Origin of the sequence: Jannaschia pohangensis, from assembly GCF_900113875.1 — a bacterium.
In the GTDB taxonomy this organism is placed as follows: domain Bacteria; phylum Pseudomonadota; class Alphaproteobacteria; order Rhodobacterales; family Rhodobacteraceae; genus Jannaschia; species Jannaschia pohangensis.
Window position 1 is genome coordinate 354,602 of record NZ_FORA01000003.1, and the last position, 24,267, is coordinate 378,868.

Consider the following 24,267-nt stretch of genomic DNA (forward strand, 5'->3'; position numbering starts at 1 on the left):
TGCAATCATGCCGCGATGCGGAATCGCTCGCGCTGCGTTGCAACAGAGCTATCACCTTGCAGGTAACTTTCCAACCCCTGCGAAACCCATGTTGTAATTTTATGTCTCTAGTTCTTTCTGCACTGGCAAATTGGCGGCGTAGTATGCGACCACATACAGCCAGTCTTCCTCGAGTGTGATCCTGTCATCCTGCAAGGCCAGGGCGCCGCGCGCTTCCAGCATCCGCAAGGCGACCAGGGCCGTATCGCGGGCCTCGCGTTGCGCATAGTGGACGGGGTGACCGGTGCCCTTCCAGTCCTCGACCCGGGCTTCGAGATGGGCGGCAACGACGGCGACATCGCGGGCTCCATGGTGAAGCGCCTCGGAGACGAGCGCCAGCGGAACGACCGGAAGAACGGCCTCGATCCGTCTCATCAATTCTTCGCCCAAGGCGGCAGCCGGATCGCTGTGCCCCTTCCAGAGAAAACTCTGCAGCGACAAAGGCTCGCCGAAGGAGACCGCGGCATAGCCCAGACGCGTGAACCGACCCGTCAGGCGGAGCTGAAGATGCATCAACGCGTGGCGCGCGACAGTATACCAGCGCAGTTGCGCGCTGCGGCTGCTGTCCCGCCCGGCCGAGATCAGGACCCGATCCTCCAGCACCCGCTCATAGTTAACGGCGACCGGGATGAAGACGACATCCCGCGCGCTCTCTGCATCGTGGTCGGCGATGATGTAGCTGAGGACACCGAGCTTCGGCGGCTGCAACTTGCCGTCGCGGCTGAGCCGTCCTTCGGGGAAGACGGCCTGGGTCACGCCGTTCTGGGTGGCGATCTGGACGTAGCGGGCCAGAACCTTGCGATAGAGCGGATTTAGGTGCTTTCGCCGCACGAAATAGCCGCCCATGGCCCGGATCAGCACCCGAAGCGGCCAACCCCGCGCCCATTCCCCAACGGCATAGGCCAAGGCCGTCTGACGCGCGGCCAGCCAGGTGACCAACACGTAATCCATGTTGGAGCGATGGTTCAGCACAAAGACCACCGTCGCCTTGGGGTCGATCCCGTCCATCGCCGTCGCCTCGCCCGTCACGCGAACCCGGTAAAGACCCTTCGACAGCCAACGGGCCGCACGTGTGGCAAAGCCGAAATAGAGGCTGGCCGAGAACCCGGGCACGATTTCGCGGGCGTAGCGCTTGGCGTCCTCGAAGGCGACTTCCTCGGGGATGCCATTGTCGCGCGCATGTTCCGCGATGGCCTGCGCGACCCCCGGGTCATGGGTCAGGCGGTTGATCGTGTCCATCCGGCGCGCCAGCTTGAACGGCTGGATCGGTCGCTTGAGCCGGGTGTTGAGCTTCGCCACCAGCCGTTCGGCACGCTTGCGAAAGAACCACCTGACGGAGGGGAACAGGAAATGCGACGCGAAGGTCACCGCCGCAAAGAGCATCAGAAGGGCGAGTGCCCAGATTGGAAGTTCGATCGTCCTGAACACCGCCGTCCCCCGGTTTATGCGCAAAAGGTAGGCCGGGACCCGGCGCGGAGCAACTGGCCAGCCACAAGTCGCGGAGAAAACCCAGACGGTCGATGCCGCACCGCGGCGAATTGACTGAATCGGATGTGTCGTATATGTAATCCAAAAAGCAATAATATTGCGTATGAGGATGCCATGTCGCAGAAAGATCGCCCCTGGCTGTTTCGCACCTATGCGGGCCATTCCACGGCAGAGAAGTCCAACACGCTCTACCGGGCGAATCTGGCCAAGGGGCAGACCGGCCTGTCTGTGGCCTTCGATCTGCCGACGCAAACCGGATACGATAGCGATCACATCCTGGCGCGGGGCGAAGTCGGCAAGGTCGGCGTGCCGGTGTCCCACCTGGGCGACATGCGGATGCTGTTTCGGGATATCCCGCTCGACCAGATGAATACCTCCATGACCATCAATGCGACGGCCCCGTGGTTGCTGGCGCTCTATGTCGCCGTCGCCGAGGAGCAGGGGGCCGATACGCGCGCGCTTCAGGGGACCGTGCAGAACGATCTCATCAAGGAGTACCTGTCGCGCGGGACCTATGTCCTGCCGCCGAAGCCGTCGATGAAGCTGATCGGAGATGTGGCCGAGTATTGCTATACCGAGATCCCGAAGTGGAACCCGATGAACGTCTGTTCCTATCACCTGCAGGAGGCGGGTGCGACGCCGGAGCAGGAATTGGCCTTTGCGCTGGCCACAGCCATTTCGGTCCTCGATGAATTGCGTCCCCGCGTTCCGGCCGACGAATTTCCGCAGCTGGCGGGTCGCATCTCTTTCTTCGTCAACGCGGGCATCCGGTTCGTGACCGAAATGTGCAAGATGCGCGCTTTCGTCGAATTGTGGGATGAAATCTGCGTCGAGCGATACGGGATCGAGAATCCGAAATTCCGTCGATTCCGCTACGGTGTGCAGGTTAACTCGCTTGGTTTGACAGAGCAGCAGCCCGAAAACAACGTCTATCGCATCCTGCTGGAAATGCTGGCGGTGACGTTGTCCAAGAATGCCCGCGCCCGCGCCGTTCAATTGCCGGCATGGAACGAGGCGCTTGGCCTTCCGCGCCCCTGGGATCAGCAATGGTCCCTGCGCATGCAGCAGGTTCTTGCCTATGAGACCGACCTTCTGGAATACGGCGACCTGTTCGACGGCTCGCCCGTGGTGGCCGCCAAGGTCGCGACCCTGAAAGAGGGGGCGCGCGCCGAATTGGATGTGCTGGATGGAATGGGCGGCGCCGTGTCGGCCATCGAATACATGAAATCGCGGCTGGTCGAGTCCAATGCGGAGCGGCTGGGTCGGATCGAACGGGGCGAGACGACCGTGGTGGGCGTGAACGCCTGGACCGATGGCGAGGCCTCGCCGCTGGTGGGCGAAGACGGCGGGATCATGGTCGTGGACCCGGCGGTCGAGGCGGACCAGGTTGGCCGCCTGACCGTTTGGCGCGCGGACCGCGACGCCGCCGCCGTCGAGGCCGCATTGGCCGATCTGGCCCAGGCCGCGCGGGACGGGACAAACATCATGCCGCCGTCCATCGCGGCCGCCAAGGCCGGTGTGACCACCGGGGAATGGGCGGGCATCATGCGGCAGGTTCACGGGGAATATCGCGGCCCTACGGGGGTTTCCGCGTCACCGTCCAACAGGGTCGAAGGACTTGACGCACTGCGGACGGCGGTTGACGCGGTCTCGTCCAGATTGGGCAAGCGGCTGACCTTCCTGATGGGCAAGCCCGGTCTCGACGGGCATTCCAATGGGGCCGAGCAGATTGCCGTGCGCGCGCGGGACTGTGGCATGGCGATCCGCTACGAAGGGATCCGCCTGACGCCCGAGGCGATCGTCGCGGCGGCACAAGACGCCGGTGCGCATGTCGTCGGCCTGTCCATCCTCTCCGGCTCTCACCTGCCGTTGGTCGAAGACCTGATGGCGCGGATGAAGGCCGCAGGGCTCGACCATGTTCCTGTCATCGTGGGCGGCATCATTCCGGATGAAGACGCTGCAAGATTGCGGGATTTCGGGGTATCGGCAGTCTATACGCCCAAGGATTTCGAATTGAACCGGATCATGGGAGATATCGTCGAATTGGCGGACCCCGGCGTAATCGCAGCGCAATAGGATCTTCAACAACTCTTGCTCTTCCTCGCTCCCGGTTTTATTGGCCGGGAATGTCGATCATGACATATGGGGAGAGAGAAATGGCAAAGTTGGACAAGATGACCAAACAGGATTTGGCAAAAGAGCGCAAGGAAGCCGAAGCGCGTCTGAAGGAAATCGCCAAGGCCGAGGCGGAATTCGACGGGCGGCGCCTGAAGGAATTGCGCGCCGAAATCGAAGCGATGCTGGCCAAGGAAGGGTATTCCATTGCGGCGCTTTTCGACGGCAAGGCCCCCAAGAAGGGGACCAAGGCCAAGGCCGCACCGAAATTCCGCCATCCCGAGAATGCATCGGTGACCTGGTCGGGACGTGGCCGTCAGCCGCAATGGTACAAGGATGCCATCGCAGCCGGAAAGACCGACAAGGACCTGTCTGTCTGACGTTTTCTTCGGGGGAGGAAAACGCAAGAAGGGGCCGCAGGACGGCCCCTTTTTTTCCTGATATCAGCGGTCGATGGGCAGGATGATCTGCAGGCCGTCGCGGCGGATCAGATCATTGCTCTCGATTCCCTGACGCAGCAGGTTCTGCACGTCCGGCACCCGCAGTTTCAGCACATCTTCGGGCGCGGCCAAGGTCCGCTCAAGGAAGGCCGAGGCTTCCGGTTGGCCGGTAAAGCCAAGCGAGATGATCGCATAGCGCGCCACGTCGTCATTCGCCTCGGCCACCGAACCCCCGGCCTTTGTCGCAAGACGGGCCGCCGTTTCCGAACGCAACTCGGTCGGCTCTGCCAGGTCGATCAGGAACTGGACCAGCTCCGGGTCGCTTGTTTGACCGGCAAGATAGCCCAGTCCGATGACCGCCCCGACGATACCTTTCTCCGCACGGCGCAGGTCGCCATCATCCACGCCGCCCCTGGAGACATAGGCCTGCAAGGGTTCCGCCGCGAGGGGCGAGCCGATCAGGCCAAGGGTCAGGGCGATATTCTCGTGGTACGTCACCAGCGACGGATCGGCCAGCATCTCGACCAATTCGGGAACGACGTCGGGGCCATAGCTGGCCGCCACGTCGAGCGGCAGACCCTCGAAATAGATCTGCGTCACGAAGTCCTTGATCGGTTGGATCGGCACGGCGCCAGGCGTGAAATCGCCCACCCGCTCCAGCCGGATCACGTCATCGGCCTGCGGCAAGGCCAGCGCGCCCGTCAAGGCACCCGTGGCCGGGGAACCCGCCCGTGCCAGTAGCGAATTGCATTCCGCGTTCGTGACCCGGATCCGACTGCTGCCGATGGAACCGAACATCACGAAATTGCTGGAGGAATTATGCGGCAGGCCCGTGTTGTGCCCGAACTCATGCCCCCAGAGGATGCCTTCGAGCGATGCCGTGAAGCGTTCGGTGATGAAGGATGACCCCGGCGTCTGGCCGCAGCCGATGAAGGAGCTGTTGAAGCCCCCGGCGCAGAAATTGACGTCATCGACGACCTTGATGTTTCCGGCCAGAGCGAAGACCGCCTGCAATTCTGCCGAGGTGTCCAGACTGCCATCGCCCGTGGTGAAGACACCCACGTCGCCATTGCGGCGCAGCCGGACCGGACAGGCGACATCGCCGCCGCCGTCATCCGCTTGAAGAACCGCAGAGGCGTCCGCGAAGATGCGGTCGACATCCGCATTGGTCAGCGTCGTATCCTCGTGACGCGAGACAGTCAGAGCGATCTCGGCGGTCGGCCGGATCGGCGACGGGACAAGTCGGTAGCGGAATGTGTTGCCCCGCTCCGGATTGTCATAGGCCATCACGATCATCTCGGGCGCGCCATCACCGTCGAGGTCGGCCACGGCGGCTCCCGCGCCCTGTCCTTCCCACCCGACACCCGGCAGCATGGCGAAAGGTTCGGACCAACTCTCGACGGCACCGTTCGGAGCCATGTTCATGCCGACACGATAGCGGAAATTATTGCTCCGCTCGGGGTTGTCATAGGCCATGAAGATGACATCCGGGACACCGTTGCCATCGAGGTCGGTGACATCCATCCCGGCGCCCTGACCTTCCCAGCCGACACCGGGGGCGGTCAGATAGCTGCTCGACCAAGCCGTGGCGATTCCGTTGGAATTGAGGTTCAGGCCGACCCGGTAGCGGAAGGAATTGCCGCGGACCGGATCGTCATAGGCCATCAGGATCATGTCAGGGCGGCTGTCCCCATCGAGTTGGGCCAGGGCAACCGCCGCGCCTGCCCCCTTGTGGCCGACGCCGGGAACCTGGATCGACCCGGACCAGCTGGCCGCGACACCGGCGCTGTTGAGGTCCTTGCCCACGCGGTAGCGGAATGAATTGGCCCCCGTCGGGTCGTCATAGGCCATCAGGATCATGTCGGGACGGCTGTCCCCGTCGATGTTGCCGACGGCCACACCCGCGCCGTCGCCCTCCCATCCCAGACCGTCCACACGGATGAAATCGCTGGACCAGCTGGTGGCCTGACCCGCGGCGTTGACGTTGAACCCGATGCGATAGCGGAAGTTGTTGTCCCGCGCGGGATCGTCATAGGCCATGAAGATCAGGTCCGGTCGCGGATTGCTGTCGATCTGGGCAAAGGTGGCACCGGCGCCGGCGCCTTCCCACCCGACACCAGGGATTGTGGTGAACTGAGCGGCGGCAAGACCCGGCAAAAGGGGGACGCTGACCGCAGCAAAGGCTGCGGCGCGCAGGACGGAATACGTCATGGCAAACCTCGAAAATGGATAGGCGACGCGGGGCGGCAGGAGATGGTGCGTCTGAAAAAAATCGTCGCGCCCTGGGGTCATCCTATCAGAATGACATCTTTCGATCAGGTCGGGATTTCCTTACCCTGCTTTCGAGCAATCCCGAGGAAGCGTCACATGACCCCCCATATTCGCGCCGAAGCTGGCCAGATCGCCGAAACCGTCCTGATGCCGGGCGACCCGTTGCGTGCCAAATGGGCGGCTGAAACCTTTCTGGATGAGCCCGAACTGGTGAATGACGTGCGCGGCATGTTGGGGTTCACCGGGACGTGGCGGGGAAACCGCGTGACGATCCACGGGTCCGGGATGGGCATGCCGAGCCTGTCGATCTACGCCAACGAATTGATCGCGAAATACGGGGCGAAGACCCTGATCCGCATCGGCTCGACCGGGGCGATGCAATCCCACGTCAAGATCCGCGATGTCATCCTTGCCCAGACCGCCAGCAGCATCTCGACCCCTTCGGCCGGCATTTTCCGGGAAGTGAACTTCGCCCCCTGTGCCGACTTCGGCCTGCTGGTCGCGGCGCACAAGGCGGCACTGGGCAAGGGCAGCGACGTGCATGTGGGCGGTATCTATTCGTCGGACGTCTTCTATGACGAACGCCCCGACCTGACCGAGATGATGACTCGCCACGGCATTCTGGCGGTCGAGATGGAAGCGGCGGAACTCTACAACCTTGCGGCCCGGCACGGATGCCGGGCCTTGGCGGTCCTCACGGTCAGCGATCACCTGCTGACCCACGAAGCCTTGCCTGCCGCGGACCGTCAGTCCTCCTTCGGCGACATGGTCGAGATCGCGCTGGAAGCCGCCTTCGCCTGAGCCACATTCGGCACGGAGGTCTGGGCCTTGCGGCGGAAGCCGTTGCCAGGCCCACCCGCGCCGTACCACTCCTCGTTCCGGGTCAGCACGATGGTGAGCGCCAAGGCGCCAAAGGCCAGCGTCGCGCCGAACAGAAGCGCCAGATCCTCGCTCTGCAGGATGACGAACAACGTCCCGTAAAGCGCCGTCAGCAGCCCGCCAATCGCCAAGGTGCGCCGCCCCATCTTCAATCCGACCCAGGCAAAGAAGGTCAAAAGCCCGACCGTCGCGATCGAGGCCAGAAGATATGCGGGCGTAAAGCCGATCTGTTCGGCATAGGCCACCATCAGCAATACGAACAGCGACTGCGCCACACCGATGAAGATGTATTGGACGGGATGGGTGGGGCGGTCCTTTCGGTCGAGCAGCAGGACCGTCAGGAAGGTCAGCGCGATGAAGAGGATGCCATGGCGACCTGCGCGCCAGGCCGTCTGATAGAAGTCGTTGACCTGGATGAAGGTCGTTCCGAACAGGGTTTCCCGGGTGAGAAGGTTTTCGGCGCGCTGAACCTGCGGCAGGGCGCGGGCCAGGTGCGGGACCGTCCAACTGGCGGAGTAGCCGCTGTCGGTGACGTCACGGGTCGACGGCAGGAACGCGCCCGAGAAACTCGGGTCCATCCAGTCGCCCCGCATCGTGACCTCTGACATGCGGCCCACGGGTGCGACGCTGATTTCTTCGGCCCCGTTCAGCGACAGATCGATGCTGAAGCTTGTGGGCGACGTCAACCGGCCGGTCCGTCCCTCGACCCCCGTTTCTTCGCCGGTTGCAAAGGGTTCGAGGTCGAGCGGGCCATCCGGCCCCTCGACCACCGTGTCGCCGCGCAGGCCGCGGTTCCCGGTCAGGCCAAGGCGCAAGGTTGCCTCATCCCAGATCAGCTCCTCCCCGTCGCGCAACAGGTCGTCGAGCCGTGCGGAATCAAAGCTGGCGGTCATCCCTATGCTGGCCGAATAGACCGGAACCTCGAAGATGCCGCGGCTGCGGATCTCGGTGAATGTATCGATGTCGGCCACGAAATCCTCCGGCAGCAGGATGATCGGCGTGGTCCGCGCCCGGATCGGCACGCGCACCTGCTCGGTCCGCAGCTCTCCGGTCTCGGGGTCGGTCACCTCCCGCTGCTCGATCCGGGTGCTGTCGCCTTCAACCGGGATGGTGAGGTAGGGGCCGGACAATCGTTGCGGCCCGCCCCATTCCTCGCCGATGGTCCGGCGCGTCTGGTCGGCGTAGAAGGATCGGTCCTGCACGATGGCGGATGCAAAGAATTGTGGAATGAACATCAGAAGCGCCAGAAGCGCGACGACGAGAAATCTGAAACCTGTGGATCGCATGGTCTGTCCCCGAATGCAGTGTGAATGCTTCGGAGTAGGCTGACGGTCATGCAGGCCCGGCGCAGCACTGGTGCAGAACCCGTGCAGACGCAAAAAGGCCCCGGCGTTTCCACCGGCACCGGATCTGGCTCGTCAACAGGTCAGATGACGACAGCGTCAAGTGGCGTGAAGCCGTTCAAGCCAACCGACGAATAGGTCGTGGTATAGGCACCGCAGTTGCGGATGATGATCTTTTCCCGGCCCTGAGCGACAGTGGCAGGCCGATCGGGCGCTTCTCGGAGAGGACGTCCGCGCTATCACAGGACGGGCCGACCATGATCTGCGGGACGTCGCCCAAGGAGACGTGGTCGACATCCGCGCCCTGATCCAGGACCAGCTCGATCTCGCCGCGCGAGGCCGAGTCGAAGCCCGACCCAAAGGCAACCAGCCGCTCGATGATGGCGGGGTGCGGGTTCGCCTTGACGGCATAGTGGATGTGGGCCCGACGCAGACCGCTCACTTTCAAGGGAGACGTTATCGTCGCTATGTAACTGTGCGTTTCGCCGTGCCGGGGGCGCATGCGTAGGCCTCTATGCGAGGCCAGACGCAGAGTCGATTAAAGTGAAAACTCGCAAAACTCTTCTGAAAATTCAGTCGCGATCCAAGGTCGTCGGAAACGCAACGGTGGAACCCTGCTCCGGGGCGCGTGTTGTCCTCCCATGAAAATCAAGGAGAGAAACATGCACAAGCTACTCAAACCCCTTGCCGTCCTGCCCATCGTTGTCTTGGCCGCTGGCTGCGTCGCCAACGGCGACAATCGCGTGGACACGGAGGACGAACTCGAGGCGACGCTCGATCAGGATATCGACGGCGACGGCACTGTTCCGCAGTCCGGCATCGAAGTCGGCACCTCGGGCTGATATCTGCCCTATGCTGCGGCCCCGCGTCCCTGAATTGGGATCCGGGGCCGCCCGCATTTCAGGTTGCAGTGCCGCGCGGCGGGTAATGGTTGTTGATCACGAAATTCAGCCCACCCAGTAGATCCGCGATCAGGGGCCGCGAGAAAGGCACGGACTGCTGCCAGTTGGCAAAGACCTTGCCGTCCGGGCGCACGAGGGTCATGCCGGGTTCGTTGAAAATCGCGGGTTCGGCGGTATCGGGCCGGGCCGACGACATATAGAGCCCCCATTCCCGCGCGCTCGCCTCCGACAGGCCATAGCCGACGCGCAAATCCCCGAAGCCCCACTCCGCAGCCTGCTTCTCTGCCCGATCCTTGTCGTCCATCGACACCGCGACGATCTCCACACCAAGCTCTGCCAATTTGCCCAGGTTCGGCACCACGTCGCCCTCGATCTGTTTGCGGCAAAGGGGGCAATGAAGCCCACGATAGAACAGGACCAGCGTGAAATTGTCCGGCGACTCGTCGCTCAGGCGGAACGTCCCGCCCCCGAGCAGCGGGAATGAAAGGGCGGGCGCGGCGTGATCGATCTTGAGCATCTTGGTCCTCGGAGTGGTCTGGGTCGCGTCCGTGATGACCGTTCGGTGGCCGGAAAGCCATTCACGATCCCTCGATGGTCAGGGCTCCGGGCGTTCACATCCCTACCGGACCTCGAAACCCGTGCCCGTCCAACGAAACGCGAGTTCTTGGCCGCCGTGCTGATAGCCCCGAACGACCGGGGGCGTGGCGCTATCGACCGTCACCGAGGCCAGCAGCGCCTCGTCCGCCAACTTCAGTAGGTCGCCGCGCCGCAGCCAGATCTTCAACGTGCAGGCCTGCGCACCGCAAAACAGGCTCCGTCCCGGCACGCCGTTGCAGACGATGCCCTCGTGATGGAGCATCAGATCCAGTTGCCCATCCCCGTCGAAGTCGGTCTCGAAGATGCCGGACTCAAATTGTCCGCCGCGATCCTCGCAGGCGGCCGCGAGCTCCTCGGCCACAAGGTATCGCGCCGCATTCGACTGTTGCGCCGCAACGGGCGACGCCAGCAGCGCAAGACAGAGAGCGAGACGCATCCGCATCAGACGCGCCGCTCCACCATCATCTTCTTGATGGACGCAATGGCCTTGGCGGGATTGAGGCCCTTGGGACAGGTCTTGGCGCAATTCATGATCGTGTGGCAGCGGTAGAGCTTGAACGGGTCTTCCAACTCGTCCAGCCGCTCGCCCGTCGCCTCGTCCCGGCTGTCTATGATCCAGCGGTAGGCGTGGAGCAGCGCCGCTGGTCCCAGATAGCGGTCGCCGTTCCACCAGTAGGAGGGGCAAGCCGTCGAGCAGGAGGCGCACATGATGCACTCATACAGGCCGTCCAGCTTTTCGCGGTCCTCGATGGACTGGCGCCATTCCTTGGCGGGCGTGTTCGACTTCGTTTCCAGCCACGGCATGACCGACGCATGCTGTGCATAGAAATGGGTCAGGTCGGGGATCAGATCCTTGATGACGGGCATGTGCGGCAGCGGATAGATCTTCACGTCGCCATCGACCTCGTCGATGCCCCAGGTGCAGGCCAGCGTGTTCACCCCGTCGATGTTCATCGCACAGGACCCGCAGATGCCTTCGCGGCAGGACCGCCGGAAGGTCAGCGTCGGATCGATCTCGTTCTTGATCTTGATCAGCGCGTCCAGGATCATCGGCCCGCAAGTATCCAGATCGACCCAATAGGTGTCGAGCCGGGGGTTCTTTCCCTCATCGGGGTTCCAGCGATAGATCTGGAACTTTCGCAGCCGGTTGGCGCCCTCGGGCTTGGGCCAGGTCTTGCCCACGGTGATCTTGGAATTCTTCGGAAGGGTGAATTGGACCATGGTCGTCTCCTCTCAGAGGGTATTGATCAGCACCGGCAGACCGTTGGTCGCGATGCATTGAATGGTGTCGGGGCGGCGCGCGATGTCGAGAACCAGTTGCGTGGCCGTTTGGTCGTCACGTGTGGCGGCAGAGGTGGCCAGCGTGACGATCTCGTCCCCGCTTGCGTTGTCGATGATGCAATCCGTGGTCGGCTCCAGCGGCACGCCCGGAAACCGCTCGGCCACGATCGGATTCACGACCGACTTGGCAGCGCTGCGACTGACTTCGGTGCCGATGGCGGTGTTGCAGGCCGCCAGCAGAACGACGGGGATCAGGGCCTCAAGCCGCATGACGGACCTCGTTGAGCCAGTTTGTGGGGTGATCTTCATAGCCAAGCTGCACCAGCGCAGCCCCATGGGTTTCGGCATAGGCCTCGGCCACGGCCCGGGGCAGCAGGTCGCGCCACTGCGCCACGCCGCCATGCGACACATGGCTGGCCATCCGGGCCTTGGCCCGCGTGCCCTTGGCCTGACCACCAAAGAGCGACATCTGCCAGAACAGCGCCATGCCACGTTCCACCTCGGGCTCGGTCAGGCCCAGATTGCGCAGATGTTCGCGGAACCCCCGGCAATCTGTGTCGGCCATCAGGTCTTCGTAGCGCGCCTCGATCCCGTTCGGGCGGGCATAGTCCCAGGCGAGCATGTCGGCCAGCGTCTCGGCATGTTTGCCCTGCATCTCGAACATCAGGCGCGCGGTGTCGTCGGGCAGCTGCGCCAGATGCTGCTGATAGCTTTGCCCGCCCAGGTCATCGCGCGCTTCGTGCAGGAACGCCTCTTCCGCGTGGTCGGAGGTCAAGTGATAGCGCATGCCCGACAAAAGCACGTCGCGCGGGTCGCGGATCACGTGCAGCACCCGGGCATCGGGACGATCCAGCACCGCCTGCGGAAACCGCGACGTCCATTGGAACAGGAACACCCGGTCGGACGGCGGCACGAATTTCAGCCCGCTGGCCGGAAAGACGATATGATCCGCGACGCCGATGGCCTGCGCCAGCGCGCGAAAAACGCTGCGCATCCAGATGGTCCCCGTCTTGTGGTGGGTTCCGACACAGAAAATGCGGGGCGCGATCAGCTCCATGGGTCAGCCGCCCGCCCGCTCGGAAATGCAGGCCAGGAATTCGGTGATCTCGGTCTTGGTCAGCTCCGCCTCGGGGTCCATCGCGACATCCGGGCGTCCGATTGCCGCAAGGCAGGAGGCATGGCCGGGCGCAACTCCGTCGCCCGTCGCCAAAGCCTGGGATGTCCCGGTTTCGCCGCCGCCGATGCAGCCCGCCAGAAGAAGCGGAAGGACACCAGTCCCGAGGATTAGAACACTGCGGCTCATCGCGGAATCGCCTCGCAGGCGTCCAGACGTCTCAGGTCGTCGCTTTTGCGAATGCGGATCGTCTGTCCCTCAACGGCCACGCCCTGCTTGCGGGCGCAATCGAGATAGGTCGCGCGCCGCGCTTCGGGGGTCGTTGGCATGCAGGCCGACAGCACCACGGCAACCGACACCGCGCTGATGGGCGCGATGGCCAGCCGCCGCAATTGAGCCGGTGGATCACCCGGCAGGATGGGCCCGTCGGGCATGACAAGATCGCCGATGGACGACACGCGGACCTAGTACACCCGCGCCTTGGGCGCGATCTTCTTGAGGTCGATGCCGCCGTCGTTGTGGCTGGTCAGCGGGTTCAGATGGACGCCACGATAGCTGAGCGAGGCCTTCTGCTCGTCGCCCTTGAACCAGGTCAACGAATGCTTGCGCCAATTCTCGTCGTCGCGGTTCGGGAAATCCTCGTGGGCATGGGCGCCGCGGCTCTCCTTGCGCGCCTCGGCGGCGACCACGGTGGCCACGGCGTTCGGCATCAGGTTGGCCAGCTCCAGCGTCTCCATCAGGTCGGAGTTCCAGATCAGCGAATGGTCCGTCACCGACAGATCGGAGAGCTTGGTCGCGATATCCTCCATCTTGTCCTTGCCCTGTGCAAGGGTTTCGGAGGTGCGGAACACGGCGGCGTCGTCCTGCATCGTCTTCTGCATTTCCAGCCGCAGCTCGGCGGTGCCGACTTGACCGCTGGCGTGACGCAGACCGTCAAAGCGGGTCAGCGCCGCTTCGACCGAGCGCAGGTTCGGGGACGGCACGGCAGCATCGCGGTCGATCACCTCACCGGCGCGGATCGCGGCGGCCCGGCCAAAGACCACAAGGTCGATGAGCGAGTTGGACCCGAGGCGGTTCGCCCCGTGAACCGACGCACAGCCGGCCTCGCCCACGGCCATCAGGCCGGGCGACACGCGGTCGCCATCGTCCGCCGTGGGGGCCAGAACCTCGCCCCAGTAGTTCGTGGGGATGCCACCCATGTTGTAGTGGACCGTCGGCAAAACCGGGATCGGCTCCTTGGTGACGTCGGCCCCCGCGAAGATGCGCGCGCTTTCCGAAATGCCGGGCAGGCGCAGGGCCAGCGTCTCGGCCGGGAGGTGCGACAGGTTCAGGTGGATGTGATCCCCGTCCTTGCCGACGCCGCGGCCCTCGCGGATTTCCATGGTCATGCAGCGGGACACCACGTCGCGCGACGCGAGGTCCTTGTAGGTGGGGGCATAGCGCTCCATGAACCGCTCGCCCTCGGAGTTGGTGAGGAACCCGCCCTCGCCCCGCGCGCCTTCGGTGATGAGGCAGCCCGCGCCATAGATGCCGGTCGGGTGGAACTGCACGAATTCCATGTCCTGAAGCGGCAAACCGGCGCGCGCGACCATCCCGCCACCGTCGCCGGTGCAGGTATGGGCCGAGGTGGCACTGAAATAGGCGCGGCCATAGCCGCCCGTCGCCAGCACCGTCATCTTGGCGCTGAACAGGTGCAGGGTGCCGTCATCCAGTTTCCAGCACAGAACGCCCTGACACACACCGTCATCCGACATGATGAGGTCGATGGCGAAATACTCGATGAAGAACTCGGCCTTCTGCTTGAGCGACTGGCCATAAAGCGTGTGCAGAATGGCGTGGCCCGTGCGGTCGGCGGCGGCGCAGGTCCGCTGCACCGGGGGGCCTTCGCCGTATTCGGTGGTATGGCCGCCGAAAGGACGCTGATAGATCTTGCCCTCTTCGGTCCGGCTGAACGGCACGCCGTAATGCTCCAGCTCATAGACGGCCTTGGGCGCTTCGCGGGCGAGGTATTCCATGGCGTCCGTATCGCCCAGCCAGTCGGACCCCTTCACGGTGTCGTACATGTGCCATTGCCAGCTGTCGGGGCCCATGTTGCCAAGGCTGGCCGCGATGCCGCCCTGTGCCGCCACGGTATGGGACCGGGTCGGAAAGACCTTGGTCACGCAGGCGGTGCGAAGCCCCTGCTCCGCCATGCCGAGGGTCGCGCGCAGGCCGGCGCCGCCGGCACCCACGACAACGACGTCATATTCATGGGTTTCGTATTCGTAGGCAGCCATTCGTAACTCTCCTTACAGCGCGAGACGGACCAAAGCATAAACGCAGGCGAGGGCCGCCGCGTAGCTGAGGCATGTGGTCGCGATGATTGCGATCTTGCGGGCTGTGCCCGGAACATAGTCTTCGATTAGGACCTGAACGCCCTTAGCGAAATGCACCCAGCCGACGGTCAGCGTCAGAAGCGCGACCAGCGCGGGCCAGGGGCGGGAATAATAGGCCACGATCTCTTCGTGGGGCGCGCCAAGCACCGCCCCGAAGGTGAACACAAACAGCGGCACCAGCAGGACGAGCGAGGCCGACAGCACCGTCTGGTGCCAATGATGCATCGTGCCGGAACCGGAGGCGCCGAGGCCGTCGACGCGCTTGCGATCGGTCATGTAGGACATGTCGGCCTCCTTCACAGAACAACGATGGTGAACAGGGTCAGGATGACCGAGCCGATGACGATGGCCCAGCCAAGCTGCTCGGCCTTGTCGACTTCGAGGAAGTACCCCGCATCCCAGATCAGGTGCCGGATACCCGCGAGTGTGTGATACCAGAGCGCCCAGATCGACCCCAGGAAGACCAGCTTGCCGAACCAGGACGTCAGCACCCCGTTGGCCGTCGCGAAGGCATCGGGTCCTGCCGCGGCGGCGACGAACCACCAGGTGATCAGCAAGCCGCCGACGATCAGCGCATTGCCGGTGATCCGTGTCAGGATCGACGTGATGGAGGTCAGCTGCGGGCGATAGATCTGCAGGTGCGGGCTGAGCGGGCGATTGCCCCGGTTCACATCGGCCATCGTGGGCCTCCTTCGTCTCGGAATGCGGTCGTTTCCCCGGTTCTAACCATTTCCCGGGCGGAGTCACGGGGGCGCGCGGTCGCAGTTGCCGCGAATTGACGTGATTTGCCGATTTTGTGACCACAGCCAGATTTTCGTGGTCACAAATCAGGACGGAACCCGCCGACGGGTGTCCGGATTGGGCTTTCGTGACGCGAAAAGGAGAGCGAGATGTCCAAAAGCCAAGCCGAAATCTGGGATGAATGGCGCGATCTGGTCAACATGGCCCCGGCCGAGTTGGAAGACTGGCTCGAGACCGAGGAAAGCAAATCGGTGGGCGACAGCGACGACGCCGAGAGCACCGGGCACAAATCGGGCCGCCGGATCGTGAAACTGAAACGCACCAACAAGGACGACCTGAGCGATGATGACTGGAGCCACATGGGCAAGGTCGTCGGCTACATCAAACGCCACCTGTCGCAGGGCGGACCCGACGAAGATGTGGAGCATTCGGCCTGGCGCTATTCCCTGATGAATTGGGGGCACGACCCGTTGGCGGAGTGACGGTAAGCTAGGGCTGCCGCGCGCGGGTCCGCAGCACGTCTTCCATCTCGGAGCAGATCACCATGCGGTCGTCGTAATGATAGTAATAGGCATTGTCCTGACCGCAGGTTTCCACGGTCAACGGCGTCCGGCGGGGCAAGGCGATGGTGCGGTTTATCCGCTCGATATCTGGGGCCAGCAGGCGGAGCGCCTTGCCTTGGCCGCTGGAGACCAGTGTCCCCGGCGCGCCCCCCACCGGGCGGGCCTGCTCCAAAACGGCTTCCCAGGCGCGCCGGTTTGACGTGGCCGCTTCGATACAGAACCGTTCGTCATCCGGGCGCATCCCGAGCGCGCGGGCCAGATGGCCCCGCTCCCCGGGGTTCAGCCCGAAATAGAGACAGATCGCCCGCGCGGTGCGTTGATTTCCCGGCATGTATTCCGACCACGGATCGAACAGTTCCTCTGCTGCTTCGGCACGGCCCAGGCGGACGACATCACGGATCAGGTCGGCCATCTCGGTTTCGTCGTGGACACGGTCGGCATAGACGAAGCCGAAACTGTCGGCGGCGTTCTCTTCGGGGCCGAAGATCGGGACGCGGTATTGGTCGATCAGGGCGTGGCCCAATTCGTGGTAGAGCGTGTAGCGCAGGTTGTTCAGAACGAAATCCGCCGACGCGGGCATCGCACCGAGACCCGCAACGAGAAGGAAGAGAACACGGAACATGCGCCCAGCATGGAAGCCCCGCCGCGTCTCGGCAAGGGGCAGTGCACAAGGCTCTGCCGCCGCCGCATCGATCCCGGACGCTCCGAATGCGGCAACCACTCCGCGTCGATGGCCGCCCAGTCGATCTGCTGCGAGGGCAGGGACGGCCCTGCGATCTGGAGTTCCGCGATGAAATCGAGCGTCAGGGCAAGGGGCGGATGGGTCCGGTCGATGCCTTTACCATCGGCGAGGGCCAGGTCCAGCAGGCGGGCGCGCGTGTCGGGCGATGCCTCCGAAATGGCGGTGACCGAATAGGCGAGATAGGCGTACCGTCGGGCGTCTCCTCTCCGAAATAGCCGTTGATGCGCTTTTCCAGAAGCGGCGCAAGGGTCAGCTGCTCCAGCCCCCGGGCAACACCAGCGGCCCCGACGGTGTCTCAAGTCGGAGCCGGCCATCCAAACCAGACAACCGCACATCCCCCGGCCAACAACAGCAGCGGCAGGATCAGGATCATCCGCGCAATCGCTACGGCCATCACATTGAGGCCATCAGTTCGGCGAAGGCGACCGGCGTGAAAATCCGCCAGGGCCTGCGCCTGAATTCGGACGGCGAACCGCAGGTGGAAACGGTCGAGCGATCGCCTCACGACGGCATCAGCGCCCAGTAGTCGAGATCGAGCAGCACATCCGGCAGGTACTTTCCGTCCGCGCCGCGAAGGGCAAAGGCCGCGCCGCGCGTCGCCACAAGCCGCAGGCGGATCGCCGTCACATCGGCCGTCATCTGCGCCTTGTCCAGAACCTCGGACCAGGCCCGGACCGTATCGCCCGCAAAGCAGGGGTTGGCATGGGCGCCCGCGTTGATGGCGGCGATGCATTGCGCATTGGCCAGCCCGTTGAATGACAGCGCCCGCGCCAGGCTGATGACATGGCCACCATAGATCAGCCGCTTGCCATCCTCGCGGTGCGTGGCGTCGAAATGGACCTTGGCCGTGTTCTGCCACAGGCGGGTGGCCAGCATATGCTCGGCCTCTTCGATGGTGACGCCATCGACGTGGTCGATCTGTTCACCGACGGCATAATTCGACGCGCGGTGCGGCTCTCCGGCCAGGTCGAAATCATAGCTGTCGAAGGCGAGCGGCGCGTCGCCAACGGGCAAGACCAAGTCGGCGGCGGCGACCGCATCGTCCAGCGGGGGGATCACCGTCTCGGGGGCCGGAGCCGCCGGATCGGCCTTGCGGACCATGACCCAGCGGACATAGCTCAGCACCGGCTCGTCCATCTGGTTGAACCCGGTGGTGCGGACCCAGACGACGCCGGATTTGCCATTGGAATTCTGCTTGAGGCCGATGACCTCGCTTTCCGACCGCAGGGTGTCGCCGGGAAAGACCGGTTTCAGGAAGCGCCCTTCGGCATAGCCAAGGTTCGCGACCGCATTGAGCGAGATATCCGGCACCGTCTTGCCGAAGACCGTGTGAAACACGACCAACTCGTCCAGGGGCGAACAGCCCAGGCCGCAATCCAGCGCAAAGACGTCCGACGACGACAGGGCGAACCGCTGCGGGTAGAGCGCGTGATACATCGCGCGCTCCCCCTCGCCGACTGTCCGTGGGACGGCGTGGCGAATGACCTGCCCCACGGCGTAATCCTCGAAGAAACGGCCCGGGTTGGTCTTGGATGTCATTGGGCGCCGAGTTTCATCGACGGGTCATAGCGGGCATCGACGTCCTTGATGACGGCCTGCGCGCAATACATCCGGCCCTGACGCTGGTCCCAGGCATAAGAGGGCGAGCCATGCAACGCCCAGCCCTTCGACAACGCCTCGGAGACCTTGTGACAGAAGGCACTGTCGTCTTCGCCCGTCAGCAGGCGGTAGAGTGTCGTCATGTTAACCTCCGAAAGGATTGACGCCGAGCCAGATGTGAATGGAGGCCGCGATGGCCATGAGGATCAGGCCGATCAACAGGGCCTTGATGTCGCCCTTGGCGGAAACCTCAGTCGGGCGGACCCAGGGCGCGGCGCGGTTCAGGACGATCACCTCGACCACGGCCCAGGCCAGGAGGCCGCCGAAGAGGATGACCGAGGCCAGATCGCCGTTCACCAGCAAATGCGCCACGGCCCAGATCTTGAACCCGGTCAGCTGCGGATGGCGAATGCGGGCCGACAAAAGCCCCTTGGTCGCGCCGACGCCGTAGACATAGAACGCCAGCACCATCGCCAGATTGTTGATATGCCGCAGGAAACCCGGCGGCTCCCAGAGCGGGACGAAATCGGCTGCCCGGTAGCCCAGCACCATCAGGACGACCGAGACGACCAGCAGGAGCGCCACCAACCCCTTGCCGCCACTACCAAGCCGCTCCCGCGGGCCGGGCGCGACCCGCTTGAACAGATGCGCCCCGACCCAGAGGGCGAGGCCAAGGATCAAGAGGATCATGTCAATTCTCCAACGCGGTGATTGCCGCGTGTTTTGCCAGTGTCCGGCGGGCCGTGTCCACATGCAGATTCTCGACGATCCGCCCATCCAGGACCGCGACCCCCTGCCCGGCGGCCATTGCCGCCTCGAAGGCCTTGATCTGGCGGCGGGCCAGGTCGATCTCATCGACCTTCGGTGCGAAAACGGCATTCGCCACCGCGATTTGCGCCGGATGGATCAGCGTCTTGCCGTCCATGCCCAGGTCGCGCCCCTGCTCGCATTCGGCGCGCAGGCCCTCTTCGTCCTTGAAGGCATTGAAGACCCCGTCGATGCAGGGAATCGCTGCAGCCCGCGCCGCCAGCAGACAGGTCTGGAGCGCCGTCATCAGCGGCAACCGGTCCGCCCGCGTCCGGCACCCCAGGTCCTTGGCCAGATCGTTGGTGCCCATCACGAAGCCGCCCATGGCCGGTGCACGGGCGATCGACGCGGCGTTCAGGATGCCCTCGGGTGTCTCCATCATCGCCCAGACGCGGGTGGATCCGGTCAGTGATTGTGCAGCCGCAGCAACGTCGCCCGCCCCGTTGACCTTGGGCAGAAGGATGGCGTCAGGCGACAGCCTGGCAAAGGTCGCAAGGTCGTCGCGCCCCCAGGGCGTGTCGGCGCCATTGATTCGGACGATCACCTGACGCGGGGCATATCCACCTTCGGTCAGATACTCGGCCAAGGTGTTGCGGGCATTTTCCTTTTCGTCGGGTGCGACGGCATCCTCCAGATCAAAGATGATCGCATCGACCGGCAGGGTCCGGGCCTTTTCCAGCGCCCGGGGCTTGGAGCCGGGAATGTAGAGCACGGAACGGAACGGGCGGTCTGCTGGGGTCATCTGGCGATCTCCTTGCTGCGCTTGCAAACATGTTGCGCAAGGAATGGCAAGTGTTTCGGTGTTTATTGAACTTTTGTTGCGCCTCTCTTCGCCGCCCTGCGGCGCGTCCGCTGAGGTCGGCGCTTAACCATTTCTTCGCTTCTTTGCGGCAATGTCACTTCATCCCTTCGGATCCGGGAAAGACCCGGGCCGACGCGACCCCGAGATGGCCCCTCGCCTCTCTTTCGCGTCGCGGCCGGTCCACACTCACGAAAGGAAGTCCGATGAAGAAGACCCAGATCCTGAATGCCTTTTTCGCTTCGGCGACAGGTGCGGCGCTGCTCCTCGTGGCGATCCCCGCCCGGGCGCAAGTCGCGAATTGCGGCCCGCGCAACGACGTCGTGGCGCGCCTTTCCTCGACTTATGGCGAAACCCGCCGCGGCATCGGCCTCGGCAGCCAGGACCGCGTGGTCGAGGTGTTCGCCTCGGACGACAGCGGCACCTGGACGATCACGGTCACCATGCCGGACGGCCGCATGTGCCTGATCGCCTCGGGCCAATCCTGGGAAGACCGGATGGACGACCTTGCCTATCTGGCAGACGCCGAAATCTAGGCCGTTGCATCCCGGCCCGAGCAACCATCGAAGGGGCGTCCGGCGGATCGCCCCGTTCGCGTGCAAAGCGGCGGGTCGGATCACAACACGACGATGCAGGTGCGGCGGGTCTTGCGTCCGCCCGGTCCCTTCCGATACCTCACCCGCGACATCACGACCGACATATCGGAGACAGACATGGCCCGACCCAAGATCGCCCTCATCGGCGCCGGACAGATCGGCGGCACCCTCGCCCACCTGGCCGCCATCAAGGAACTGGGGGACATCGTCCTCTTCGACATCAGCGAGGGGACGCCGCAGGGCAAGGCCCTCGACATCGCCGAATCCGGCCCGGTCGAAAAGTTCGATGCCAAGCTGAAGGGCACCAATGACTATGCGGATATCGCAGGGGCGGACGTCTGCATCGTCACCGCCGGCGTGCCGCGCAAGCCCGGCATGTCGCGTGACGACCTTCTCGGCATCAACCTCAAGGTCATGAAGGCTGTCGGCGAAGGCATCCGCGACAACGCACCCGATGCTTTCGTCATCTGTATCACCAACCCGCTTGACGCGATGGTCTGGGCGCTCCGCGAGTTCAGCGGCCTGCCCCACGAGAAAGTCGTCGGCATGGCCGGCGTCCTCGATTCGGCACGCTTCCGGCATTTCCTGGCCGAAGAGTTCGACGTTTCCATGCGCGACGTCTCGGCCTTCGTTCTGGGCGGACATGGCGACACGATGGTGCCGCTGGTGCGCTATTCCACGGTCGGCGGCATCCCCCTGCCCGACCTTGTCGAAATGGGCTGGACCAGTCAGGAAAACATGGACGCCATCGTCCAGCGCACCCGCGACGGCGGTGCCGAGATCGTGGGCCTGCTCAAGACCGGATCGGCCTTCTATGCCCCCGCCGCCAGCGCCATCGAGATGGCCGAGGCTTTCCTCAAGGATCAGAAACGCCTGCTGCCCTGTGCCGCCTGGGTCGACGGGGCCCTGGGCCTGACCGGGATGTATGTCGGCGTGCCCACCGTGATCGGCGCGGGCGGCATCGAACGCGTGGTCGACATCAAGCTGACCCGCGACGAGCAGGCGATGTTCGACAAATCGGTCGAGGCCGTGAAGGGCCTGGTCGAGGCCTGCAAGGCGATCGACAGCTCGCTCGCCTGATCCGCTCGACACCGCGTTGAAAAAGGGGCGTCCCAACCGGGCGCCCCTTCGCTTTTGAACAGGTCGTCGGATCAGGGAAGCAGGACGCTGTTGATCACGTGGATCACACCGTTCGACGCGGTGACATCCGGCGTGATGACGGTCGCATTCTCGACCCGCACGCCATTGCGCCCGTCGATGTGCAGGTTCCCGCCCTGAACCGTTGGGATCGCGCCGCGCGTCCCGAGCAGCGAGGACGCAGGATAGAGCCCCGGAGCCACGTGATAGGTCAGGATGCTGACCAACTGGTCCTTGTTCTCGGGCTTGAGCAGCGTCTCGACGGTGCCCGCGGGCAGCGCGGCGAAGGCTTCTTCAGTCGGCGCAAAAACGGTGAACGGGCCCGGGCCCTTGAGCGTCTCGACCAGACCGGCGGCCTGAACGGCCGCGACAAGCGTGGTGAACGACCCGGCAGCAACGGCCGTATCGACGATGTCGGACCCACCGCTTCCACTGGCCGGAACGCAACCGGCAAGGGCGGCAGCGCCGGCAAGTCCTGCACCCATGGTCAACACACGGCGACGGTTCATCATGATGTTCATTTTCTCAAGCTCCCTGTGTGGCGGCCCAGACGCCGCAAAAGTCTAGTGGGATTTTTTCCCACAAGCGACGAATTGGCACAGTTGCGGCCTGAGTCAAGAAAGAGGGTGGAAAAAAATTCCACGAGGCATCAGATATCCGACCATGACGACCGATCCTTCAGACAAGATGTTGCGCATTCTGCGCGGACTGCTGCGCCCGCTGGTCCGCACGCTGATCGCGCGCGGTGTCACGGCGCCGACGTTTTATCGGTTGCTGAAATCGGTCTATGTCGAGGTCGCGCGCGAGGCGTTCCGGCTGGATGACGCGCCACCGACCGACAGCCGGGTCAGCCTTCTGACCGGCGTCCATCGCCGCGACATCCGCACGATCCTGGCCGAGGGCGACACTGCCTGGGAGGCCGCGCGCAGCAGGTCGGCCACGCTCGCCACGGTGCTGGCCCGCTGGCAGACCCTCGACGGCTTTTCCGACAATGGGGTCGCGAGGCCATTGCCCCGAACCGGCGCCCCCGGCGCGGATTTCGAAAGCCTGGTGACCACCGTCAGCACCGATATCCGGCCCCGTACGATCCTGGACGAATTGCTCAATCAGGGGCTGGTTGCCGAAACCTCCGATAGCCGCATCGCGCCCACCGGGCCGCCGGTCGTGGGCCCCGGCTCAGACGACCACAAACTCGTGTTTTTCGCGGCCAATGTCGGTGACCATCTCGCGGCGGCCTCCGAAAACCTGCTGACTGAGACACCCCCGTTTTTCGAGCGGGCGGTGTTCTACAACCGGCTGACCCCGAATGCGATTGAACAGATCGAGGCGCGGGCCCGGATACTCAGCCAGGCAATGCTGGAAGAGATCAACGCCACGAGTGCGGCGCATCAGACGGCCGAACGACTGGCGAAGGACAACACCGGACGGTACCGTCTGGGGGTATACTTCTACCGCGAAGACTCCGCGGCCCCGCAGGACGACAAGGACGAAAGCAAGTGACGAAGTTCCCCCGACGCACGGCCCTTGCCCTCCTGTCCGGCGGCGCGCTGTCGGCTTGCGTGCCGTCGCCGGTGGTGGTGACGCGGGCGGCGGGCGATCCGTTCGAGGGCGGGATCGGCGGCACCGGCATCGTCGGGGTCCTCAATGATTTCGGCAGCCTCAAGATCAACGGATTGCGCGTCGAACTGACCTCTGCGACCCGATATGTGGGCGCGTTCGGGCCGGTGGCCAGCGGGGCCGTCGCCCCCGGCATGTCCCTGACGGTGCTGGCCGATCGCAGCCGGGACCGGCTCGTGGCGCGCGCGGTTCGCATCGACCACCCGGTGATTGGCCCCGTCACCCGCACGGCACGCGGGCCGATCCGCGTCAACGGCGTGCCTGTCCGCGCCGAGCCCGGGGCCATCGGCACCCTGACCCCGGGCACCCGCGTTGCCGTCAGCGGCATCTGGACACCCCGAGGGATCGCTGCCAGCCGGATCGACCCGGCCGGAGACCTGGCCGATGGCGTCGCCGGTGTGGTGGAACGCGGCGGCGCAACTGGCCTGACCGTCGGGGGCACGCCCGTGCGCCTTCCGGGTATCGCCCCGGCAAGCGGCACGTTCCTTGCGGTGCGCGGCACGTTCGACGGCACCGCCATCCAGGCCGATCAGACGCGGCCCGGGCGGTTCGGGGCGGCCACATCGCCCCTCCGCCTGCTGTCGGTCGAGGGCTATCTGGAACCCGTCGCCCAAGCGCCCGCCTTCCGTATTGCGGGTCTTGGCCACAGTTTCGCGCGCGACCTGCGCCTGGCCCCCTTGGCGGCGGATCGCGCCATCTTCTTCGGCCCCTATACCGGCACTTTCGCGGCCTCGTCCGCCTATGTCCTGCCCGAGAGTTTCGCGGCCCGCCGGTCCCTGTTGCGCGATGGGTTGCCGGATCAGGCGATTTCGACTCGCTGAG

28 protein-coding genes and 2 pseudogenes are annotated in these 24,267 nt (G+C 64.4%); 9 read left to right on the plus strand and 21 right to left on the minus strand.

The window, feature by feature from the left end; translation table 11 throughout:
* Positions 1-99: 99 nt before the first annotated feature.
* Entirely contained in the window at positions 100-1,467 is a 1,368-nt protein-coding gene (locus BM002_RS12820; protein WP_092781636.1) for a 1-acyl-sn-glycerol-3-phosphate acyltransferase, read from the minus strand.
* A 174-nt stretch (positions 1,468-1,641) separates the two neighbouring features.
* Here BM002_RS12820 and BM002_RS12825 point away from each other — a divergent pair, with 174 nt between their 5' ends.
* Together BM002_RS12825 and BM002_RS12830 are read left to right on the plus strand one after the other, a co-directional pair.
* On the plus strand, positions 1,642-3,603 hold the full coding sequence (locus BM002_RS12825; protein ID WP_092781639.1) for a protein meaA: 1,962 nt from the start codon (positions 1,642-1,644) through the stop codon (positions 3,601-3,603).
* Positions 3,604-3,683: 80 nt separating this feature from the next.
* The gene (locus BM002_RS12830) at positions 3,684-4,022 is read left to right on the plus strand and encodes an H-NS histone family protein (protein WP_245749242.1); all 339 of its coding nucleotides are present in this window, start codon (positions 3,684-3,686) and stop codon (positions 4,020-4,022) included.
* Between the two features lie 63 nt (positions 4,023-4,085).
* Here BM002_RS12830 and BM002_RS12835 read toward each other — a convergent pair whose 3' ends face one another.
* Positions 4,086-6,293: a HEAT repeat domain-containing protein gene (locus tag BM002_RS12835; RefSeq protein WP_175484893.1), complete on the minus strand. Its 2,208-nt coding sequence runs from the start codon at positions 6,291-6,293 to the stop codon at positions 4,086-4,088.
* Positions 6,294-6,449: 156 nt separating this feature from the next.
* Here BM002_RS12835 and deoD point away from each other — a divergent pair, with 156 nt between their 5' ends.
* A complete protein-coding gene (deoD, locus tag BM002_RS12840; RefSeq protein WP_092781646.1) occupies positions 6,450-7,154 on the plus strand; it encodes a purine-nucleoside phosphorylase in 705 nt (234 codons plus the stop codon).
* Here deoD and creD read toward each other — a convergent pair.
* The 3 genes and pseudogenes from creD to BM002_RS19550 form a co-directional block, all read right to left on the minus strand.
* Entirely contained in the window at positions 7,100-8,518 is a 1,419-nt protein-coding gene (creD, locus tag BM002_RS12845; protein ID WP_092781649.1) for a cell envelope integrity protein CreD, read from the minus strand. The genes deoD and creD overlap by 55 nt on opposite strands.
* Positions 8,519-8,658: 140 nt before the next feature.
* Positions 8,659-8,843: pseudogene (locus BM002_RS19545) on the minus strand (type III PLP-dependent enzyme); the annotation flags it as partial.
* A 75-nt stretch (positions 8,844-8,918) separates the two neighbouring features.
* A pseudogene (locus BM002_RS19550) lies at positions 8,919-9,077 on the minus strand (hypothetical protein); the annotation flags it as partial.
* 160 nt (positions 9,078-9,237) lie between these two features.
* On the opposite strand from BM002_RS19550, the gene BM002_RS12855 reads away from it, so the two are divergent.
* Positions 9,238-9,417, plus strand: coding sequence for a hypothetical protein (locus tag BM002_RS12855; RefSeq protein WP_139212368.1), 180 nt, complete (start codon positions 9,238-9,240; stop codon positions 9,415-9,417).
* A gap of 58 nt (positions 9,418-9,475) precedes the next feature.
* On the opposite strand, the gene BM002_RS12860 is transcribed toward BM002_RS12855, so the two are convergent.
* The 10 genes from BM002_RS12860 to sdhC form a co-directional block, all read right to left on the minus strand.
* Positions 9,476-9,994, minus strand: coding sequence for a peroxiredoxin-like family protein (locus BM002_RS12860; RefSeq protein WP_092781655.1), 519 nt, complete (start codon positions 9,992-9,994; stop codon positions 9,476-9,478).
* Positions 9,995-10,096: 102 nt separating this feature from the next.
* Complete coding sequence (locus BM002_RS12865; RefSeq protein ID WP_092781658.1) at positions 10,097-10,516, minus strand: hypothetical protein; 420 nt, start codon at positions 10,514-10,516, stop codon at positions 10,097-10,099.
* Complete coding sequence (locus BM002_RS12870; protein ID WP_092781661.1) at positions 10,516-11,295, minus strand: succinate dehydrogenase iron-sulfur subunit; 780 nt, start codon at positions 11,293-11,295, stop codon at positions 10,516-10,518. Before BM002_RS12870 ends, BM002_RS12865 begins: the two co-directional genes overlap by 1 nt.
* 12 nt (positions 11,296-11,307) lie before the next feature.
* Positions 11,308-11,625: a hypothetical protein gene (locus BM002_RS12875; RefSeq protein ID WP_092781665.1), complete on the minus strand. Its 318-nt coding sequence runs from the start codon at positions 11,623-11,625 to the stop codon at positions 11,308-11,310.
* Positions 11,615-12,412 carry a sulfotransferase domain-containing protein gene (locus BM002_RS12880; RefSeq protein ID WP_092781668.1) on the minus strand — a complete coding sequence of 266 codons (798 nt, stop codon included), beginning with the start codon at positions 12,410-12,412 and terminating at the stop codon, positions 11,615-11,617. The genes BM002_RS12875 and BM002_RS12880 overlap by 11 nt, the downstream gene beginning before the upstream one ends.
* A gap of 3 nt (positions 12,413-12,415) precedes the next feature.
* On the minus strand, positions 12,416-12,658 hold the full coding sequence (locus BM002_RS12885; protein WP_092781671.1) for a hypothetical protein: 243 nt from the start codon (positions 12,656-12,658) through the stop codon (positions 12,416-12,418).
* Positions 12,655-12,903, minus strand: coding sequence for a hypothetical protein (locus tag BM002_RS12890; protein WP_139212369.1), 249 nt, complete (start codon positions 12,901-12,903; stop codon positions 12,655-12,657). The genes BM002_RS12885 and BM002_RS12890 overlap by 4 nt, the downstream gene beginning before the upstream one ends.
* A gap of 30 nt (positions 12,904-12,933) precedes the next feature.
* Positions 12,934-14,745 carry a succinate dehydrogenase flavoprotein subunit gene (gene sdhA, locus BM002_RS12895; protein ID WP_092781677.1) on the minus strand — a complete coding sequence of 604 codons (1,812 nt, stop codon included), beginning with the start codon at positions 14,743-14,745 and terminating at the stop codon, positions 12,934-12,936.
* A 12-nt stretch (positions 14,746-14,757) separates the two neighbouring features.
* Positions 14,758-15,129 (minus strand): succinate dehydrogenase, hydrophobic membrane anchor protein, encoded by a 372-nt coding sequence (gene sdhD / locus BM002_RS12900; protein ID WP_092782205.1) that lies wholly within the window; start codon positions 15,127-15,129, stop codon positions 14,758-14,760.
* A gap of 11 nt (positions 15,130-15,140) precedes the next feature.
* Entirely contained in the window at positions 15,141-15,524 is a 384-nt protein-coding gene (sdhC, locus tag BM002_RS12905) for a succinate dehydrogenase, cytochrome b556 subunit (protein WP_092781680.1), read from the minus strand.
* A gap of 210 nt (positions 15,525-15,734) precedes the next feature.
* On the opposite strand from sdhC, the gene BM002_RS12910 reads away from it, so the two are divergent.
* The gene (locus tag BM002_RS12910; RefSeq protein WP_092781683.1) at positions 15,735-16,067 is read left to right on the plus strand and encodes a DUF3140 domain-containing protein; all 333 of its coding nucleotides are present in this window, start codon (positions 15,735-15,737) and stop codon (positions 16,065-16,067) included.
* A 7-nt stretch (positions 16,068-16,074) separates the two neighbouring features.
* On the opposite strand, the gene BM002_RS12915 is transcribed toward BM002_RS12910, so the two are convergent.
* The 5 genes from BM002_RS12915 to BM002_RS12940 form a co-directional block, all read right to left on the minus strand.
* A complete protein-coding gene (locus tag BM002_RS12915) occupies positions 16,075-16,770 on the minus strand; it encodes a DUF4344 domain-containing metallopeptidase (RefSeq protein WP_092781686.1) in 696 nt (231 codons plus the stop codon).
* Positions 16,771-17,391: 621 nt separating this feature from the next.
* Complete coding sequence (locus BM002_RS12925) at positions 17,392-18,429, minus strand: MaoC family dehydratase (protein WP_092781692.1); 1,038 nt, start codon at positions 18,427-18,429, stop codon at positions 17,392-17,394.
* Positions 18,426-18,632, minus strand: a complete 207-nt coding sequence (locus tag BM002_RS12930) for a DUF1737 domain-containing protein (protein ID WP_092781695.1) — start codon at positions 18,630-18,632, stop codon at positions 18,426-18,428. Before BM002_RS12930 ends, BM002_RS12925 begins: the two co-directional genes overlap by 4 nt.
* A gap of 1 nt (position 18,633) precedes the next feature.
* Positions 18,634-19,179, minus strand: coding sequence for an NnrU family protein (locus BM002_RS12935; RefSeq protein WP_092781698.1), 546 nt, complete (start codon positions 19,177-19,179; stop codon positions 18,634-18,636).
* 1 nt (position 19,180) lies between these two features.
* Positions 19,181-20,038, minus strand: coding sequence for an HpcH/HpaI aldolase/citrate lyase family protein (locus BM002_RS12940; protein WP_092781701.1), 858 nt, complete (start codon positions 20,036-20,038; stop codon positions 19,181-19,183).
* A 263-nt stretch (positions 20,039-20,301) separates the two neighbouring features.
* Between BM002_RS12940 and BM002_RS12945 the strand changes: the two genes are divergently transcribed.
* Both BM002_RS12945 and mdh read left to right on the plus strand, forming a co-directional pair.
* Complete coding sequence (locus BM002_RS12945; RefSeq protein WP_092781704.1) at positions 20,302-20,631, plus strand: hypothetical protein; 330 nt, start codon at positions 20,302-20,304, stop codon at positions 20,629-20,631.
* A 177-nt stretch (positions 20,632-20,808) separates the two neighbouring features.
* Positions 20,809-21,771 carry a malate dehydrogenase gene (mdh, locus tag BM002_RS12950; protein WP_092782208.1) on the plus strand — a complete coding sequence of 321 codons (963 nt, stop codon included), beginning with the start codon at positions 20,809-20,811 and terminating at the stop codon, positions 21,769-21,771.
* A 71-nt stretch (positions 21,772-21,842) separates the two neighbouring features.
* Here the strand turns inward: mdh and BM002_RS12955 are convergent, their stop codons facing one another.
* A complete protein-coding gene (locus tag BM002_RS12955) occupies positions 21,843-22,337 on the minus strand; it encodes a fasciclin domain-containing protein (protein ID WP_092782211.1) in 495 nt (164 codons plus the stop codon).
* 154 nt (positions 22,338-22,491) lie between these two features.
* Here BM002_RS12955 and BM002_RS12960 point away from each other — a divergent pair, with 154 nt between their 5' ends.
* A complete protein-coding gene (locus BM002_RS12960) occupies positions 22,492-23,328 on the plus strand; it encodes a DUF6502 family protein (RefSeq protein WP_092781707.1) in 837 nt (278 codons plus the stop codon).
* The gene (locus BM002_RS12965; protein WP_245749244.1) at positions 23,325-24,266 is read left to right on the plus strand and encodes a DUF5666 domain-containing protein; all 942 of its coding nucleotides are present in this window, start codon (positions 23,325-23,327) and stop codon (positions 24,264-24,266) included. Before BM002_RS12960 ends, BM002_RS12965 begins: the two co-directional genes overlap by 4 nt.
* Position 24,267: the final 1 nt, after the last annotated feature.